At 72.6% G+C, this 16,617-nt stretch carries 12 protein-coding genes and 1 pseudogene; 9 read left to right on the plus strand and 4 right to left on the minus strand.

All coding sequences use genetic code 11. The features are described from left to right. Nucleotides 1-70 precede the first annotated feature (70 nt). Together ABT342_RS04030 and ABT342_RS04035 are read left to right on the plus strand one after the other, a co-directional pair. The gene (locus tag ABT342_RS04030) at nt 71-2,776 is read left to right on the plus strand and encodes an alpha/beta fold hydrolase (RefSeq protein WP_351566643.1); all 2,706 of its coding nucleotides are present in this window, start codon (nt 71-73) and stop codon (nt 2,774-2,776) included. Next, nucleotides 2,773-3,675, plus strand: a complete 903-nt coding sequence (locus tag ABT342_RS04035) for an ABC transporter permease (RefSeq protein ID WP_351566645.1) — start codon at nt 2,773-2,775, stop codon at nt 3,673-3,675. The genes ABT342_RS04030 and ABT342_RS04035 overlap by 4 nt, the downstream gene beginning before the upstream one ends. 25 nt (nt 3,676-3,700) lie before the next feature. On the opposite strand, the gene ABT342_RS04040 is transcribed toward ABT342_RS04035, so the two are convergent. After that, nucleotides 3,701-4,291, minus strand: coding sequence for a helix-turn-helix transcriptional regulator (locus ABT342_RS04040; RefSeq protein WP_351566648.1), 591 nt, complete (start codon nt 4,289-4,291; stop codon nt 3,701-3,703). 95 nt (nt 4,292-4,386) lie between these two features. After that, nucleotides 4,387-6,029, minus strand: a pseudogene (locus tag ABT342_RS04045) (nuclease/transposase family protein). A gap of 323 nt (nt 6,030-6,352) precedes the next feature. On the opposite strand from ABT342_RS04045, the gene ABT342_RS04050 reads away from it, so the two are divergent. From ABT342_RS04050 to ABT342_RS04060, 3 genes are all read left to right on the plus strand, one after another. Beyond that, nucleotides 6,353-6,742: a hypothetical protein gene (locus tag ABT342_RS04050; protein ID WP_351566651.1), complete on the plus strand. Its 390-nt coding sequence runs from the start codon at nt 6,353-6,355 to the stop codon at nt 6,740-6,742. 255 nt (nt 6,743-6,997) lie between these two features. Further along, entirely contained in the window at nt 6,998-8,587 is a 1,590-nt protein-coding gene (locus ABT342_RS04055) for a vWA domain-containing protein (protein WP_351566654.1), read from the plus strand. Nucleotides 8,588-8,752: 165 nt separating this feature from the next. Then, the gene (locus tag ABT342_RS04060; protein WP_351566657.1) at nt 8,753-9,217 is read left to right on the plus strand and encodes an anthrone oxygenase family protein; all 465 of its coding nucleotides are present in this window, start codon (nt 8,753-8,755) and stop codon (nt 9,215-9,217) included. Between the two features lie 250 nt (nt 9,218-9,467). Here the strand turns inward: ABT342_RS04060 and ABT342_RS04065 are convergent, their stop codons facing one another. Both ABT342_RS04065 and ABT342_RS04070 read right to left on the minus strand, forming a co-directional pair. Next, nucleotides 9,468-9,998, minus strand: coding sequence for an IclR family transcriptional regulator (locus ABT342_RS04065; protein ID WP_351566660.1), 531 nt, complete (start codon nt 9,996-9,998; stop codon nt 9,468-9,470). 232 nt (nt 9,999-10,230) lie between these two features. Continuing rightward, complete coding sequence (locus ABT342_RS04070) at nt 10,231-11,457, minus strand: cytochrome P450 family protein (RefSeq protein ID WP_351566663.1); 1,227 nt, start codon at nt 11,455-11,457, stop codon at nt 10,231-10,233. A gap of 118 nt (nt 11,458-11,575) precedes the next feature. On the opposite strand from ABT342_RS04070, the gene ABT342_RS04075 reads away from it, so the two are divergent. The 4 genes from ABT342_RS04075 (at nt 11,576) to ABT342_RS04090 (ending at nt 16,601) form a co-directional block, all read left to right on the plus strand. Beyond that, nucleotides 11,576-12,808, plus strand: coding sequence for an FAD-dependent oxidoreductase (locus tag ABT342_RS04075; RefSeq protein ID WP_502965464.1), 1,233 nt, complete (start codon nt 11,576-11,578; stop codon nt 12,806-12,808). A 507-nt stretch (nt 12,809-13,315) separates the two neighbouring features. Further along, on the plus strand, nt 13,316-14,374 hold the full coding sequence (locus tag ABT342_RS04080) for a mandelate racemase/muconate lactonizing enzyme family protein (RefSeq protein WP_351566669.1): 1,059 nt from the start codon (nt 13,316-13,318) through the stop codon (nt 14,372-14,374). After that, nucleotides 14,371-15,630 carry an MFS transporter gene (locus ABT342_RS04085; RefSeq protein ID WP_351566672.1) on the plus strand — a complete coding sequence of 420 codons (1,260 nt, stop codon included), beginning with the start codon at nt 14,371-14,373 and terminating at the stop codon, nt 15,628-15,630. The genes ABT342_RS04080 and ABT342_RS04085 overlap by 4 nt, the downstream gene beginning before the upstream one ends. Before the next feature lie 176 nt (nt 15,631-15,806). After that, a complete protein-coding gene (locus ABT342_RS04090; protein ID WP_351567285.1) occupies nt 15,807-16,601 on the plus strand; it encodes a class I SAM-dependent DNA methyltransferase in 795 nt (264 codons plus the stop codon). Nucleotides 16,602-16,617: the final 16 nt, after the last annotated feature.

Consider the following 16,617-nt stretch of genomic DNA (forward strand, 5'->3'; position numbering starts at 1 on the left):
CCGAGGAGGTCGGTGAGTTCCGCCCGGCGGCAGCCGCAGTGGGTGCGGGGTCCCGCTTAAAGTTTCAAGCATGAAGATCCGACTTCCCGGACGGGACGCGAGACCCAGGCGCCGCGTGCAATGGCTCGCGGGCCTGGCCGCCTTCGCGGTGCTCGCCGGCGCCGGCACGTGGACGGCCACCGCATCGGACGAACCACCGGACGTGCACCGCGAGGACCACGTGCTCTCCATGCCAGGGGCGAGGATCGACACCTCGTACTACACCTCCGGCACCGGACGCAGGCCCGCGGTGCTCCTCGGGCACGGATTCGGCGGCAGCAAGGACTCGGCCAAGGAACAGGCGGAGGCGCTGGCCCGCGACGGGTACGCCGTACTGACCTGGTCCGCGCGCGGGTTCGGGGCCTCCACCGGGCAGATCGGGCTCAACGATCCGGACCACGAGGTCAAGGACGTCTCCCGGCTGATCGACTGGCTGGCGAAGCGCCCGGAGGTACAGCTCGACGCGGCGGGCGACCCGCGCGTCGGCATGACCGGCGCGTCGTACGGCGGCGCCGTCTCGCTGCTCGCCGCCGGGTACGACAAGCGGGTCGACGCGCTCGCCCCGCAGATCACCTACTGGAACCTCGCGGACGCGCTCTTCCCGAACGGGGTCTTCAAGAAACTCTGGGCCGGGATCTTCTTCACCACGGGATCCGCCGCCATGTCCGGACCCACCCCGGCCGCCCCCGGACGCCCGGGGGCCACGGAGGCGCAGGCGTGCGGGCGCTTCCAGCCCCAGCTGTGCGCCATGTACGAACGCGTCGCCACCGCCGGGCGCCCCGATGCCGAGGCCCGCGCCCTGCTCGAAGCGCGCAGCCCCGCAGCGGTCGGGAACCGGATCAAGGTGCCCACGCTCATCGTGCAGGGGCAGTCCGACTCCCTCTTCCCGCTCACGCACGCCGATGCGATGGCCTCGGCGATCAAGAAGAACGGCGCGCCCGTCGCCGTTGACTGGATCGCGGGCGGACACGACGGCGGCGACCTGGAGGCCGACCGGATCCAGGGGCGGGTCTCCGCATGGTTCGACCGCCATCTGGGCGGCGACGAGGCCGCGGACACCGGCCCCGGCTTCCGGGTCAGCAGATCCGGAGGCATCGACTCCACCGACGGGCGGGCCACCCTGCGCGGCGCCACCGCACCCGGCTACCCGGGCCTGAACGCAGGCACCCGAACCGTCGAACTCACCGGGCGGACGCAGTCCTTCCGTAACCCCGCGGGCGCCAATCCGCCCGCGATCTCCGCCGTACCCGGCGTCGGCGGCGGTCTCTCCCAGCTCTCCTCGCTGGGCGTCGGCCTCTCCCTCGACTTCCCCGGGCAGTACGCCCGCTTCGACTCCCGGCCGCTGAACGCCCCGATGCGGATCACCGGTTCGCCCACCATCCGGGTCGGTGTGACCTCCGACAGCGGCGAGGCGGTGCTCTTCGGGAAGGTGTACGACGTCGGGCCGGACGGACGCCAGCAGGTGCTGCCCGCCCAGCTCGTCGCCCCGGTCCGGGTCGACGGCGCCAAGGCGGGCCGGACGGTCGAACTGACGCTGCCCGCCGTGGACCACGAGATCGAGGCCGGACACAGCCTCCGCCTCGTCCTCGCCGCCACCGACCTCGGCTACGCCTCCCCGGCCGCGCCCGCCGCCTACACCGTGTCCCTGAAGGGGCAGCTGACGGTGCCGACCGCGTCCGCCGTCACCACCCAGGCGACCGCGCTGCCCTGGTGGGTGTGGGGTCTGCCCGCCGCCGGAGCCGCCGTCGCCGTGGCACTCCTCATCACCGCCCGGCGCCGGACCACCGCGCCCGCACCCGATCCCGAACTCTCCGACGTCCCCCTGCAGATCACCGGACTGACCAAGCGGTACGCCAAGTCCGCCGACCGGTACGCCGTACGGGATCTGTCCTTCCGGGTGGAGAAGGGGCAGGTGCTGGGGCTGCTGGGGCCCAACGGCGCCGGAAAGACCACCACCCTGCGCATGCTGATGGGCCTGATCACCCCCGACGAGGGCGAGATCCGCGTGTTCGGCCAGGCCATCCGGCCCGGCGCTCCCGTCCTCTCCCGGGTCGGAGCCTTCGTCGAAGGCGCCGGCTTCCTGCCCCACTTGTCAGGCCGGGAGAACCTCGAACTGTACTGGCGGGCCACCGGCCGCCCCGCCGAGGACTCCCATATCGACCAGGCACTGGAGATCGCGGGCCTCGGCGACGCGCTCGCCCGCGCCGTGCGCACGTACTCGCAGGGCATGCGCCAGCGCCTCGCCATCGCCCAGGCCATGCTCGGCCTGCCCGATCTGCTGATCCTCGACGAGCCGACGAACGGACTCGACCCGCCACAGATCCGCGAGATGCGGGACGTGATGATCCGGTACGCGGCCGGGGGCCGGACCGTCATCGTCTCGAGCCACCTCCTCGCGGAGGTCGAACAGTCCTGCACCGACCTGGTGGTGATGGACCGCGGCCGGCTGGTCCAGGCAGGACCGGTCGCCGAGATCACCGGTGCCGGCGACACCCTGCTGGTCACCGCCTCGGCGGAGGTGTCCGAGCCGCTGGTCGAGAAGGTCGCGGCCCTGCCCGGCATCGGCTCGGCGGTCCGCACGGACGACGCGGCCGGGCTGCTGGTCCGGCTGGACGGCGCGAGCGCGGCGGAGCTGATCGCCGAACTCGTACGCCTGGACGTGCCCGTGACCGGCGTCGGTCCGCACCGCCGCCTGGAGGACGCGTTCCTCACCCTGATCGGAGGGGAATCCGCATGAGCACGACCACGACCACGGACACGACCACGACCACGGGCGCGGGCACGGTGACGGCGGCGCCCGGCTATCGGGCCCGGCACACCCTGCCGCTGCGCGTCGAGGCCGTACGGCAGCTGAAGCGCAGGCGGACGCTGGTGATGGGCGCGATCCTGGCCGCACTGCCGTTCGTCCTCATCGCGGCCTTCGCGATCGGCGGCACTCCGGACGAGCGCGGCGGAGGCGGCGACCGGATCACGCTGATGGACACCGCCACCGCCTCCGGCGCGAACTTCGCCGCCACCTGCCTGTTCGTCTCGGCCGGGTTCCTGCTGGTGGTGCCGGTGGCGCTGTTCTGCGGGGACACCGTGGCGTCCGAGGCGAGCTGGTCGTCCCTGCGCTATCTGCTGGCGGCGCCGGTGCCCAGGTCCCGGCTGCTGTGGTCGAAGCTGGCGGTGGCGCTCGGATTCAGCGCGGCGGCGATGCTGCTGCTGCCGGTGGTCGCACTCGCGGCGGGCACGGTGGCCTACGGCTGGGGCCCCTTGAAACTGCCCACTGGAGGCTCTCTGGCGGCCGGCGAAACGGTGCCGAGACTGGCGGTCGTCGTCGCGTTCATCTTCATCACCCAACTGGTCACGGCCGGGCTCGCGTTCTGGCTGTCGACGAAGACCGACGCTCCGCTGGGTGCGGTCGGCGGCGCGGTCGGGCTGACCATCATCGGCAACGTCCTGGACGCGGTCACGGCGCTCGGCTCCTGGCGGGACTTCCTCCCGACCCACTGGCAGTACTCCTGGGCGGACGCGCTCCAGCCGCAGCTGGAGTGGGGCGGCATGCTCAAGGGCACGGCGGTCTCCGTGACCTACGCCCTGGTCCTGTTCGCCCTCGCCTTCCGCGGGTTCGCCCGCAAGGACATCGTGTCCTGACGGACCGGCGCCTGCCCGGCGCACATCAGATCCAGCCCCGGCGAGCCGCTTCCGCACCCGCGCGGAAGCGGCTCGCCGTGCCCAGAGCCGCCATCAACTCGCCGACACGACGGCTGTAGGTGCGGGCCGACATGCCGAGCCGGACCGCGGCCGCCTCGTCCGTGAGCCCCGCCATCAGAGCCTCCAGCACCGGACGCAGATGCGCGGGTGCGCTGCCCGGCGGGGCCGTCAGGTCGTCGCCGCCGTCCCACCACGCGTGGTGCGTACGCACCAGGGCCTGGACGACGACCGGGTCGCGGACCACCAGCAGCCCGTTGCAGTGCAGCTCCAGATCGAGCGGCAGGGCCGCGACCGTACGATCCGCGACGACCAGCTTGAACGGGATGGAGTCCGTCACCCGCGCCCGGCCGTCGACGCGGGCGTCCGGCGGAAGATGGGGCAGAGCCCGCCGGGGCACGATGCGCCGGACCGTCGCCTGCCGCCCCGCGGCCGCCCGCACACAGGCACCGGCCAGAGACCGGAACGCCTCGGGCACACCCGGCGGTGTCACCGGGTCGTCGAAGGTGAGCAGCTCATGGCGGGCCGAGCGGACCAGACCGGCCAGCGCCGCGGTCACCCCGGCCGCGCCTCGCACCGGCTGTGTGGGCGCCTCCGGCCATGCCGGCGGTCGGCACAACACGGAACCGGGCACAACGGTTGCTTCAAGCACGGCTACCACCGTTCCTCATCAGTGAGTAGGAGTGAGTCTTGGACCCATTCCTGTGCACTGCGGACATCCCGAACGGTTTGGGTGCCCTGGTTGCCCGCGTTCGCTCCACGTCAGGCGGCGGGCATCCTGTGCGCGGTCCGGGGATGTGGGGGCGGGTTTCCTCACGCTCCCGGGCGCCCGATGCGGCCTGGACGGTCCGATGCCCACGACGATCGCTCTGGTCGTCGTGGGGCGGTGCCGTCCGTCGCCGGATCGGGTGCCCGAGGGCGCGTCGCCCGATCGCGATACCGGCGGCATCGTGTCGGGACATTTTGCGGCGCGGGGTGGCCAGCGGCTTGCGCCAGTGTTCATTGCCCCACACGGAGATGTATGCGGGGTCCACGGCGACGATCGCCAGGCCCTGCTCTGCGGCCATCGACACCAGCCGGGCCTTGAGCCTGCCGGTGGGCATGCCGGAGATCAGCCGTCGGAACCGCTTCCTGCGGCCGTGCTTCTCCCGGGTCTTCTCCGCCGCGAAGTCGAGGTTCTCGATGCCGATCGCACTGACGCCGCACCGCCGGGTCCAGTGCAGCAGGCGGGTGATCGCGTGCCGCACCTGCGCATCGCGATGATCAGCGGACCCGGTGAGGTCGTAGTGGAAGCGGCGCGGGTTGCCGATGGAATCGAGCCGGGAGGCGGCGAAGTGGTCGGCGTTGGTGTCCACCCCGACCATCCCCGCAGCGCGCGCAGCGTCCAGCGGGACCGTCTTGACGACGGGCCGCTGCCACGACGCGGTCAGGTACCAACGGCCCCGGGTCACGTCCAGGTGGATTCGGTAGGCCACCGCACTGTTGCCGTGGATACGGTCGGCCCACTCCTCGCCCCGATGCGCGAAGGCGACGCGGGAGGCCAGGACGTACCGGCCGCGCGGGGCGTTGGCCAGGTGCGCGAGCGGCGCGGGCAGCTTGATGGAGGCCTCGCCGTCGGGTGTGACGCGGATCGTCTCGTTCCCGAACCTTTTGCCGGACTCGCCGTCTGCGGCGAGGAACCACCGCTCGGCCTCCCAACGGTCCCGCCACTCCGCCTCGGTGAGCTGGGCTTTCTCCAGGTTGTGCCGGGTGTTCAGCAGCCGCCGGCCACCACGCACCACACGGACGACGCCAGCCTCGCGTTCGGCGCGGGCGACATCGAGGCGGCGCTGGAGCAGATGCAGACGCCGGGACTTCATGAACCACTCGTGCTTGGAGCGGTATCCGCCCGGGGCGCGCTTACTGCCCTTCTCCCCGACCGGGAGCGACAGCCGGTGCATCAGCGTCCGCACACCCGTCTCAAGGCCCTGGATGTACGCGAGCTGCGCCCGGCGTGACAGCGCCCACTGATCATGGGTGGCCTTCGTGATGCTCCCGGCCCAGCGGGACGAGGACTCCTCGGTCAGGTCCCGCTTACGGGCCGCCCACGTCTCGCTGTTGTGATCCAGGCCCTGCGCGCACCGCGCAGCCAGATCACCGGACGCCAGGCGGCCCAGATGCGCGCCGACCAGGCGCAGCACCTGCTCATCGGCGGGCGTGAGGTTCTTCAGCCGGTCGCGGATCGCCACACCGGACGGGCTGAGCGCGACGAACGGGTCATCGACCGGACGCAGTCGCCGTTCCGTGCCCCGCTCCACCACTCACCCCCTTCCGTGACCAAACAGCCCGAACCTACAAGCCGCCACTGACAATCCGGCCCGCCCGCTCCCGCACCACTGCCGAGGACTGGCTTACTCGCTCTTACACACACTCCTGCTCGCCTCAACCAGCAGGAGCCACCCCCGTCCCCTCGGAGCTGTACGCCACTACATGTACGCACGTGACTGCGCATCGTGACAAGCCCCAGTTCAGGGGATGGCGAGTCCTTGCCAGTCGCTTCGGCGGGGGCTGGGCCGGGGCAGTCTGGAGGAGCGGCGCGAGAAGCGGGCCGTGTGTCGAGAGTGGAGAAGGGAAGATCACCATGATCCGACGCCTGACCGTACGGACGGGCAGAGGGCGTGTCCGGGCCCGCTCGATCCTGGCCGCCGTGGCGGCGCTGCCCCTCGCTGTCCTGTTCCCGAGCGCAGGTACGGCACTGGCGGACGGCCCCGGCGGTCCGGACGACCCGGGCGAGACCCGCGTGGCAGCAGGCCTGCTCTCCTGCGGTACGACCTCCGACGGGCGGACGGGCACGGCGAATTGCTCCAATCCGAGCAGTCAGGTCGTCGCGTTCCGCGCCGTCGTGGTCTGCGGCGAATGGCCGGACCAGGTCGGTGACTGGGTGACGCTGAATCCCGGCGGCTCCGGTTCCTCCTCCGCCACCTGTTCGCACGGGACCGGCGTCGGCAGCGTGAGCTGGGAAGAAGGCTGACCCGGGGAGAGGACTGAACCGGGAGGAGGGGTGACCGAGCCCATGCCGTAATCCCCCCCCCAGTGATCCCCCTTTAACGTCCCCCCCCATAGCGGCGGGAGTTGCCTTGCGGCGGCAGGGTGACTCCCGCTCAGGGGGCGTTGTCCGGGCGCTTGCCGTTGCCGCATTGAGATCCATCCGCAACTCCTTCGCATCCTCCTTCCGGCCGTCTCGCACGTCACATTCGCAAGTGCTGACGATGCCAGGGGGCGGACGATGAAGCTCTGCGCAAGGACGTACAGGGAAGCGCTCGTGGCGCTGCTGGCTGGGGGTCTGCTGCTGACCGGCTGTGCGGCGGACGGGACCGTTCAGGCCGACCGCGCTGCCAAGGGCGGCGCGCGGCCCGCTCCGGTGGCACCGGACGGCGGGGGCGGCGGCTCGGGCGGTTCCGGGGGCGGGCAAAGCGGAGGACGCCCGGCGGAGGACGGCGGCAGCCACGAGGGTGGGCAGAAACGGGAGACCGGTGGGGACTTCGCGCCGCCCGCCGACTTTCTGTCCACCTTCGCGCTGGACGTGGACACCGCCTCCTACGGCTACGCCCGGCGCACCCTCGCCGAGGGGCGCCTGCCGGAGCCGGACTCGGTCCGTCCGGAGGAGTTCGTCAACAGCTTCCGCCAGGACTACCGCCGCCCCGAGGGCAACGGCTTCTCGGTGAGCGTGGACGGCGCGCGTACGGGCAGCTGGCGCGGCGCCGAGTGGTCGCTGGTGCGTGTCGGCCTCGCGACCCGAACGGCCACGCCGAGGAAGGGCGAACGGCCCCCGGCCGCGCTCACGTTCGTCGTGGACATCTCCGGGTCCATGGACGAGCCCGGCCGGCTCGACCTGGTGCGGGAGTCCCTCGGCATCCTCACCGATCAGCTGCGTGACGACGACTCCATAGCACTCGTCACCTTCAGCGACGTGGCCGAGACCCGGCTGCCGATGACCCGGCTCGCCGGTAACCGGGACCGCGTCCACGACATCATCGACGGGCTGGAACCGGCCGACTCCACCAATGTGGAGGCGGGGGTGCGCACCGGCTACGACGTGGCCGTCAAGGGCCGCAGGAGCGGGGCGAACAACCGGGTCGTCCTGCTGTCGGACGCCCTCGCCAACACCGGTGAGACCGAGGCCGACGCGATCCTGGAGCGGATCGAGGGCTCCCGTCGCGAGTTCGGGATCACGCTCTTCGGCGTCGGTGTCGGCAGCGAGTACGGCGACAAGCTGATGGAGCGGCTCACGAACCGGGGCGACGGGCACACCACGTACGTCTCCACCTCGGCACAGGCCAGGCGGGTGTTCGTGGACCAGCTCCCCGCCCATGTCGAGCTGCGCGCCCGCGACGCCAAGGCGCAGGTCGCGTTCGACCCGCAGACGGTGGAGGAGTTCCGGCTGATCGGGTACGAGAACCGGGCCGTTGCCGATGAGGACTTCCGTGACGACCGCGTGGACGGTGGCGAGGTGGGCCCCGGGCACACGGTGACCGCGCTCTACGCGGTACGGCTCCGGGAAGGAGCGCGCGGGCACGTCGCGACGGCGACCGTACGCTGGCTGGACCCGAGGGACCGTGCTCCGCACGAGGCCACGGGGACGGTGGAGACAGGTGGGCTCGGGCGTGACCTGTGGTCGGCGGAGGCGCCGCCGCGGCTGCGGATCTCCGCCGCCGCGGCGTACCTCGCGCAGGCCCTGAGGGGGGCGGAGACCCCGGGAGCGCCACGGCTGGACGTGCTCGCCGAGCGGACCGGGGCGTTGGCGAGGCAGACGGAGGACGCGTCGGTGCGTGCGCTGACCACGGCGATCGGCCAGGCCGACCGGTTGCTCGGCTGAGGCCTGCCCCTCCGGGTGCCGGGTGCCGGGTCCCGGGCACGGGAAGGGCCACGGGCACGGGAAGGCCGCCGGCAGGGGAAGGGCCACGGGCACGGGAAGGGGCCCGGCGGGGAAAGATCGTCGAACTGCCCTGCGAGCAGCCCGAAGCAACGTCATGATGTGGGCATGGCTGCCACATTGCTGCTCGTCCTCGCCGTCGTGTCGACGGGGCTCTACGCGGGCTTCATGCTGATCTTCCAGACCGGGATCATGCCCGCCCTCGCGCGGCTCTCCGACGATCAGTTCGTGCCGGCGATGCGGCGGATCAACGAGGATGTGCCGCGCGCCGTGTTCATGGTGGTGTTCCTGGGCGTCGTCGCGTTTCCGGCGGCGGCCCTGGCCGTGCCGGTCGAGGGGCGCTCGGACACCCAGAAGTGGCTGATCGTGGCCGCGTTGGTGTGTGCGGTGGCCAATCATCTGGTGACCATCGCCGGGAACATTCCGCTGAACAACGCGCTGGCCTCGTCGGAGCAGGCCCCCGACTCCGAGGTGCGGGCGGCGTTCGAGCGGCCCTGGAACCGGTTCCATGCCATCCGGACCGTGCTCATCCTGGCCGCGTTCGTTCTGCTCGCCTTCGCCGCGGTCGGCTGACCACAGGCGGACCTGAGCCCGACGGGGGCCCGACGGGGCGGAAAGCCGCCCTGTCGGGAAACCGACAGCTCCCCGGGGCCCGGACCCTTGTACGCTCGTCCCGACACGGGTTTCGACATCGTTGTCGTACACGCGTCGCGGCCGAGACCGAGACCGGGCGGGTTGCCCCCAGTCGTCCCGCCCACCGAGTGGGGACGAGCCCCCACCTGAGGGCGACCCGCCCCCTCGCGCGCCCGCCCGGAGAGCCGGCCTAGAGACGCGCCGGAGGGGCGGATTCGGCGCCGCGCCGTACGCTCGCGGCGGTCTGGAGGACCACCGGCGCCAGTCGTGCGAACTGCATTTCGTCGATAGGGCCGCTGACGGACACCGCCGCGAGTGCCGACGAGTCCTCGGACGCGATGACCGGCGCCGCGACGCTGCCGATGCCCTGGACGAACTCCTCGCGGTCGAAGGCGACTCCCCGCTCGCGGATATGGGCGAGCTCGGCGCGCAGCCGGTTCGGAACGTCGACGTGGACGGCGTCGGGCGAGCAGCGCGTATGCGCCAGCAGGGCCTTGCCCGCCACCGTGTGAAGGGCCTGCGGCCGTGCGCCGACCAGCAGCCGCGAGGGCATGCCGGCCCGGCTGCCGAACTGCAGCAGGTACACGACCTTCCCCTCGTCCAGCACGGCCGGCTGGGAGGTCAGCCCGGTCGCCCAGTGGAGCTGCTGGAGGTACGGCATCGCCGCCGCTCGCACCTGGTCCTGGTGGTACACGGCGGAGCCGAGCTCCATCAGCCGCATGCCGAGCCGGTACCTGTTCCCGTCGCGCTGGAGGAAACGGACCGTCGTGAGGTGTTCGAGGATGCGGTGGGCCGACGAGCGCGGCAGGCGGCAACAGCCCGGCGCCGGACCAGCGCGTGGACGCGTCCCTAGTGCCTGTCCGGAGGATCAGGCCGGGCTCGCGGCGCCCTGGGATCTCGCCGGGATCCGGCCCGATCCGCCGGACGCTGAGGTCTCGGGATCTCGCCCGGCCCTACCCCTCGTCGCCCGGCGTGAACGTGACCGGCAGTCGCTCCGGGCCCCGCAGGCCGCCGGGGCGCCAGCGCAGTTCGCCCGGTGGGACGGCCAGGGCCAGGTCGGGGAGGCGGCGCAGGGCGGTGCCGATCGCGATCTGGCCCTCCAGCCGGGCCAGGGGCGCGCCCAGGCAGTAGTGGATGCCGTGGCCGAACGCCAGGTGGGCGTTGTCGCGGCGGGTGACGTCCAGGCGGTCCGGGTCGGGGAAGCGTGCCGGGTCGCGGTCGGCGATGGCGGAGGCGATCACGACGGTGGCGCCGCGCGGGATGCGTACGCCCGCGATCTCGGCCTCCTCGCGCGCGAACCGGGCGATCCCCGGGCTGACCGGGCCGTCGTAGCGCAGGAACTCCTCGATCGCCGTCGGCAGCAGCTCCGGGTCGCCGCGCAGCAGCTCCAGCTGGTCGGGGTGGGCGAGCAGTGCCGCGATACCGCCGCCGATCAGGTTGACCGTGGTGATGTACCCGGCAGCCAGCAGCAGGAACGCCATGGCGATCAGCTCGTCCTCGTTCAGCCGCTGCTCCTCGTCACGGGCGGTGATCAGCGCGCTGAGCAGGTCGTCCTCGGGCCGGGCGCGCTTGGTCTCCAGCAGCTTGGTCAGATACGCGTGCATCTGCTGCCAGGCCGCGTCCACCACGGCAGGGTCCGGCGGCTCCGCCCCGCGCAGGATCATGTCGTCGGTCCAGCGCTGGAAGTCGTGCCGGTCCGACACGGGAACCCCGAGCAGTTCGCTGATCACCGTGACCGGCAGCGGCAGCGCGAAGTCCGCGACGAGATCGGCGCGGCCTGTCGGCACGACCGCGTCGAGCAGCCGGTCGGTGATCGACTGGACGCGGGGCCGCAGCCCGGCCACGCGGCGCGCGGTGAACGCCTTGGAGACCAGGCGGCGCAGCCGGTCGTGGTCGGGCGGGTCGGAGCGGAGCATGTTGCTCACCAGGGACTCGCGCTCGGTGACGGGCAGCGTCTCGAGGAGGCGGGGATCCGACGCGTCGCGCGCGTCGTTGCTCAGACGCGGGTCGGAGAGGGCGGCGAGGCCGTCCTCGTACCGCGTGACCAGCCAGGCTTCCAGTCCGCCCGCGATGACGACGCGGCGCACCGGGCCGTCCTCGCGCAGCTGCCGGTAGAGCGGGAAGGGGTCTGCCACGAAGGCCGGGTCGGCGTAGGGGAGAAGGACCGGCTGCTGGCTCATCATGCCTCCCGGAATGCGTCGCGCACCGTCTGCCACGGCACGGTCGGAATTTGAGGGTATATGCACCAGTGTGGTGGATCACGGGATTACATCGATGTGACCGAAAGTGAGCGGTGCGATGGAGCGGACCACATGTTGTGTGGTGGGCGGCGGGCCGGCCGGAATGGTGCTCGCCCTGCTGCTGGCGCGGGCCGGGGTGGACGTCACGGTCCTGGAGAAGCACGGTGACTTCCTGCGCGACTTCCGCGGTGACACCGTGCATCCGTCCACGCTGGCGCTGCTGGACGACCTGGGGCTCGCCGAGCGGTTCGCCCGGCTGCCGCAGCGGCGGGTGACGACGGTCCAGCTGCCGCTCGGTCCGGATCGTTCGCTGGTCACCGTCGGGAACCTCGGTGCGTTGCCGGGCCCGTACAACTACATCGCGATGGTGCCGCAGTGGGACCTGCTCGACCTGCTGGCGGACGAGGCCGGCCGGGAACGGTCGTTCTTGCTGCGGATGAGCACCGAGGCGACGGCGTTCCTGATGAAGCGCGGACGGGTCGTGGGAGTGCGCTACCGGGAGTCCGGCGGACGCACCGGTGAACTGCGGGCCACCCTCACGGTGGCCTGCGACGGCCGGGGCTCGCTGGCCCGGTCGCTGCCGGAGCTGGGTCTGAGGTCGTTCAGCTGCCCGATGGACGCCTGGTGGCTGCGGCTGCCGCGGCACGAAGGCGACCCGCACGGGCTCGTGGGAGGTGTCGGGGGCCGGCTGTTCAGCGCCATGATCGACCGCGGCGACTACTGGCAGTGCGCGGTGCTGATCGCCAAGGGAACCGACGCCGCGCGCCGCGCCGCCGGTCTCGACCGGTTCATGGCCGAATACGCCGAAGCCGTCCCCTGGCTCGCGGACCGGGTGCACGCGCTGCGCTCGTGGGACGACGTGAAACTGCTCGACGTACGGCTCGACCGGCTGCAGCGCTGGCACCGCCCCGGGCTGCTGTGCATCGGGGACGCGGCGCACGCGATGTCGCCGGTCTTCGGCATCGGCATCAACCTCGCCGTCGAGGACGCGGTGGCCGCCGCGCGGTATCTCGTCGAGCCGCTGCGCGACGGCGCGGTCGGCCTGCGGGACGTCCGCGGCGTCCAGCGCCGCCGGTGGCCGACCACGGTCGCGACGCAGGGCCTCCAGCGGTTCGCCCACGCGCGCGTCATCACGCCGCTGCTGGCGGGCCGCCCGCCCGTGGCCGACCCGAGGCGGGCGCGGCGGCTGATCGAGCTGGTCACTACGTCGCGGTGGCTGAACCGGGTACCGGCGTACTTCCTGGCGTACGGCGCCGTCCGCGAACGCCCTCCGGCGGCCTCGGTGAGGTGAGCCGGGCACGGCGCCGGGGCGACCCGCGCGCCACAGGCTCGCTCAGGCGTGATCCGCGAACGCCACGGCGCGCGGTGGCGGCACGCGTTCGAATACGGGGAACGCGCCGTCTCCGGGCCGCCGGCTGCCGCCGGCGCGCCGTCTCCGGGCCGCCGGCTGCCGCCGGGAGCCGGTCAAGTGAACAAGACCGTAGGTGACCTGAGCCGGCGGATGCCACGGCCCGACAGGTGATGGCCGCGCACGGCTGTGAGCGGCGTGTGCCGGGATTGCCCTTCTCTGGGTTCCGAGATGTGACGGCCAGTAAGGTGACAATGAAAACGATTATCGATAACGTACGGCCGCGTCAAGGCGCGCCGCCCACCTGCGTGTCGAGAAGGCCACCGCCGCCACCCGCCCCGTCGAGATCCCGCACCCGGGAGCCGTGGAGGCCACGGGGTGGGCACGGTGCCGGGCGGTGGCGGACCCGTTGCGGCACCGGCACGACCAGAACGTCACGGAAGGGGAACGGTGAAGCTCAGCCTGCGCACCGTACGGCTCGAACTCTCCGAGCCGCTGCGCATATCCCGCTCGACGATGACCGCCCGCGACGCCGTCCGGCTGTCCGTCGAGCACCAGGGGCTGCGCGGCCACGGAGAAGTCGTCGCCAGCGTGTACTACGGCCTCGACGCCGGCACCATCGGCCGCCTGTCGCGCGAAGCGGCCCTGGACCTGGCCCGGTTCGCCGACCCGGAGAGCGCCCTGGAAGCCCTGCGCGCCGACGGCGTACCGTCCGCGAGCTGCACGCCCCCCGCCGTGCGGGCGGCGGTCGAATCGGCCCTCCTCGATCTGGCCGGGAAGCGGGCCGGTGTCCCCGTCCACCAGTTGCTCGGTACGTCCGAAGCGCCCCGCGCGGCGACCGCCCGGACCATCGGAATCACCTCCCCGGAGCGGGCCGGGGCCCAGGCCGCCCGGCTGGCGCGCGACGGCTTCACGGTCCTCAAGCTCAAGGCCGGGGCCCCCGACCCCGAGGACGACGTCACGCGCATCCCGGCCGTACGGGCCGCGGCTCCCCACACGCGGCTGCTGCTGGACCCCAACGGCGCCTGGACCGTCGCCACCACCGAGCGGCTCCTGCCCCGCCTCGCCGAGCTGGGCATCGAGGCCGTCGAGCAGCCGATCGCCCCCGGTGACCCGGAGGCGCTGGCGAAACTCGCCGAACGCTCGCCGCTGCCGGTCATCGCCGACGAGGACGCGGTCGGCCACGAGGACGCCCGCCGCCTCGCCGGCCGGGTGCAGGGCATCAACGTCAAGCTCGCCAAATGCGGCGGCGTCACCGCCGCCCTGCGGATCGCCGAACTGATCGCCGGGACCGGCACCGAGCTGATGCTCGGCTGTCTGACCGCCAGCACGCTGGGCATCGCCCCCGCCGTGCACCTCGCCGACCGCGCCCGGTGGACCGACCTCGACGGCCACCTGCTGCTCGCGCACGACCCGTGGACGGGCATCGGCGGCGCCGACGGCACCGTACGGACGAGCCCGCGCCCGGGACTCGGCGTGCATCCGCGCACCGAGGGGGATCAAGGGTGAGGACCTGGCACGAGATACGCGGCTTCCCCCTCGCGATACGGCTGCTCCTGGTCAACCAGCTCGGCGTCAACACCGGCTTCTACCTGCTCATCCCCTACCTGGCCGTACATCTGACCGAGGATCTCGGGCTGTCGGCCGCCGTCGTCGGCATCGTCCTCGGCGTACGCAACCTCAGCCAGCAAGGCCTCTTCCTCATCGGCGGATCGGCATCGGACCGGCTGGGGGCGCGCGGGGTCATCATCGCCGGATGCGCGCTGCGCACCGTCGGCTTCGGCCTCTTCGCACTCGGCGACGGGCTGACCGTGCTGCTGGCCGCCTCCGTGCTCAGCGGGCTGGCCGGGGCGCTGTTCAACCCGGCCGTGCGCGCGTATCTCGCCCTGGAGGCGGGGGAGCGCAAGGCGGAGGCGTTCGCCCTGTTCAACGTCTTCGCGACCACCGGTGCCCTGATCGGGCCGCTGCTCGGCAGCGCGCTGCTGCTCGTCGACTTCCGGGCGTCCGCCCTGACCGCGGCCGGGATCTTCGCGGTGCTCACGATCGCCCAGGCCGTGGTCCTCCCGGCGCGCGCGGTCGAACCGTCCACCGGCGGTGTCCTCGCGGACTGGCGCGAGGTGGCCGGCAACCGCGCGTTCCTGGCGTTCGCCCTGGCCATGGTCGGCATGTTCACCATGGAGAACCAGCTGTATCTGCTGCTGCCGGACGGCGCGCGCCGGGCCACCGGCTGGGACGGTGCGGCGGGCCTCGTCTTCCTCGTCGGCACGCTCACCAACCTCTGGCTCCAGCTGCGCATCACCCGGGTGCTGAAGGAGCGTGGCAGCCGCGCGCGCTGGATCGGCACCGGTCTGGCGCTGATGGGACTGGCCTTCGTACCGCCGATGCTGGTGGCGGGGGCCGGGACGGGCGGGGATCCGGTCGGCGTGGTCCTGCGCTCGCTGCCCGTGCTGGCCGGGGCGCTGCTGCTCCACGTCGGCGTCATGATCGCCCAGCCGTTCGTGATGGAGCTGATCCCCCGCTTCGGCCGCCCGGAGCTCACCGGCACCTACTTCGGGCTCTTCTACGTGGTCTCGGGCATCGCCGCGGCCGTGGGCAACACGGTCGTGGGCTGGGCCATGGACACCGGCGAGCGGGCGGGGGCGAGCTGGCTGCCCTGGGCGTGCTGCCTGGCCTTCGGGCTCGTGTCGGCCGCGGGGGTGGCGTGGCTGCACCGGCTGCGGGCCCTTCCCGCGACCCCCGTGGCGGCCGCGCCGGTGACCGCGTGAGGAGCGACGCGTATGAGGAGCGACGCGTGACGACACGACGCGTGACGACACGACGCGTGACGACACGACGCGTGACGACACGACGCGTGACGACACGACGCGTGACGACACGACGCGTGACGCCCCGCGCGCATGACGAGACGACGCGCCTGAGGAGACGACGTATGAGCGGCGCCATGGACGGCGCGAACCTGCTGACCGACAACCCGGCCCTGTACGAGGCCCGGTTCCCCGACGCGTCCCGGCTCGCCGGACGCTGGGCCGAGGACTGCCTGCGGCGCCACGCCGCCGGCCCGCGCGTCCTGGACCTCGGCTGCGGCACCGGCCGCGACGCGGCGTATCTGCACGGCGCCGGCCGTACGGTCACCGGCGCGGACCTGTCCGAAGCGATGCTGGCGCACGCCCGCCACCACCACCCCGGCCCCGCGTACGTACGGGCCGACCTGCGCGGATTCGACCTGGGGGAACGGTCCTTCGATGCCGTGGTGTGCCTGGACAGCGCCCTGCTGTACTGCCACACGAACGAGGAGCTCGACGGGCTCCTGGCCTCGTGCGGGCGCGCCCTGGCGCCCGGCGGACTGCTCGTCGCGGAGATGCGCAACGGCGCCTTCTTCCTGGGCCGTACGGACCTGCTCGACACCCCGACGGTCAACGGCTTCACCTGGCAGGACAGCGACTACCGGTCCACCACCACCCTCCGGGTCGACCGCGCCGCGCAACTGCTGCGCCGCAGGCGGGTGTGGACGCGGGACGACGGATCGCCGCCCGTCGAGCAGCACTCCGCATGGCGGCTCCTCCTCCCCCAGGAACTGCGGTACGTCCTCGCCGCCCACGGCTTCGAGGTCCTCGACCTGTACGACACGCCCGGACCGCGCACCGAGCCCCCGTGGCGCGAGGGAGACCTGCCCGCCACCACGGCCGATGCCGACCGCCTGCACGTCGTCGCCCGCCTGACCCGCACCCCCCGCTGACATCCGCTCACCCCGC

Source organism: Streptomyces sp. NPDC000410, assembly GCF_040300305.1.
Lineage (GTDB): Bacteria > Actinomycetota > Actinomycetes > Streptomycetales > Streptomycetaceae > Streptomyces.

What these genes read in the sequence shown, in the direction of transcription:
- ABT342_RS04050 (WP_351566651.1), top strand. Translation starts at nt 6,353, where the DNA reads ATGATCCGACGCCTGACCGTACGGACGGGCAGAGGGCGTGTCCGGGCC.
- ABT342_RS04075 (WP_502965464.1), top strand. Translation starts at nt 11,576, where the DNA reads ATGGAGCGGACCACATGTTGTGTGGTGGGCGGCGGGCCGGCCGGAATG.
- ABT342_RS04055 (WP_351566654.1), top strand. Translation starts at nt 6,998, where the DNA reads ATGAAGCTCTGCGCAAGGACGTACAGGGAAGCGCTCGTGGCGCTGCTG.
- ABT342_RS04065 (WP_351566660.1), bottom strand. Translation starts at nt 9,998, where the DNA reads ATGCGGCTGATGGAGCTCGGCTCCGCCGTGTACCACCAGGACCAGGTG.
- ABT342_RS04070 (WP_351566663.1), bottom strand. Translation starts at nt 11,457, where the DNA reads ATGAGCCAGCAGCCGGTCCTTCTCCCCTACGCCGACCCGGCCTTCGTG.
- ABT342_RS04035 (WP_351566645.1), top strand. Translation starts at nt 2,773, where the DNA reads ATGAGCACGACCACGACCACGGACACGACCACGACCACGGGCGCGGGC.
- ABT342_RS04090 (WP_351567285.1), top strand. Translation starts at nt 15,807, where the DNA reads ATGGACGGCGCGAACCTGCTGACCGACAACCCGGCCCTGTACGAGGCC.
- ABT342_RS04060 (WP_351566657.1), top strand. Translation starts at nt 8,753, where the DNA reads ATGGCTGCCACATTGCTGCTCGTCCTCGCCGTCGTGTCGACGGGGCTC.
- ABT342_RS04030 (WP_351566643.1), top strand. Translation starts at nt 71, where the DNA reads ATGAAGATCCGACTTCCCGGACGGGACGCGAGACCCAGGCGCCGCGTG.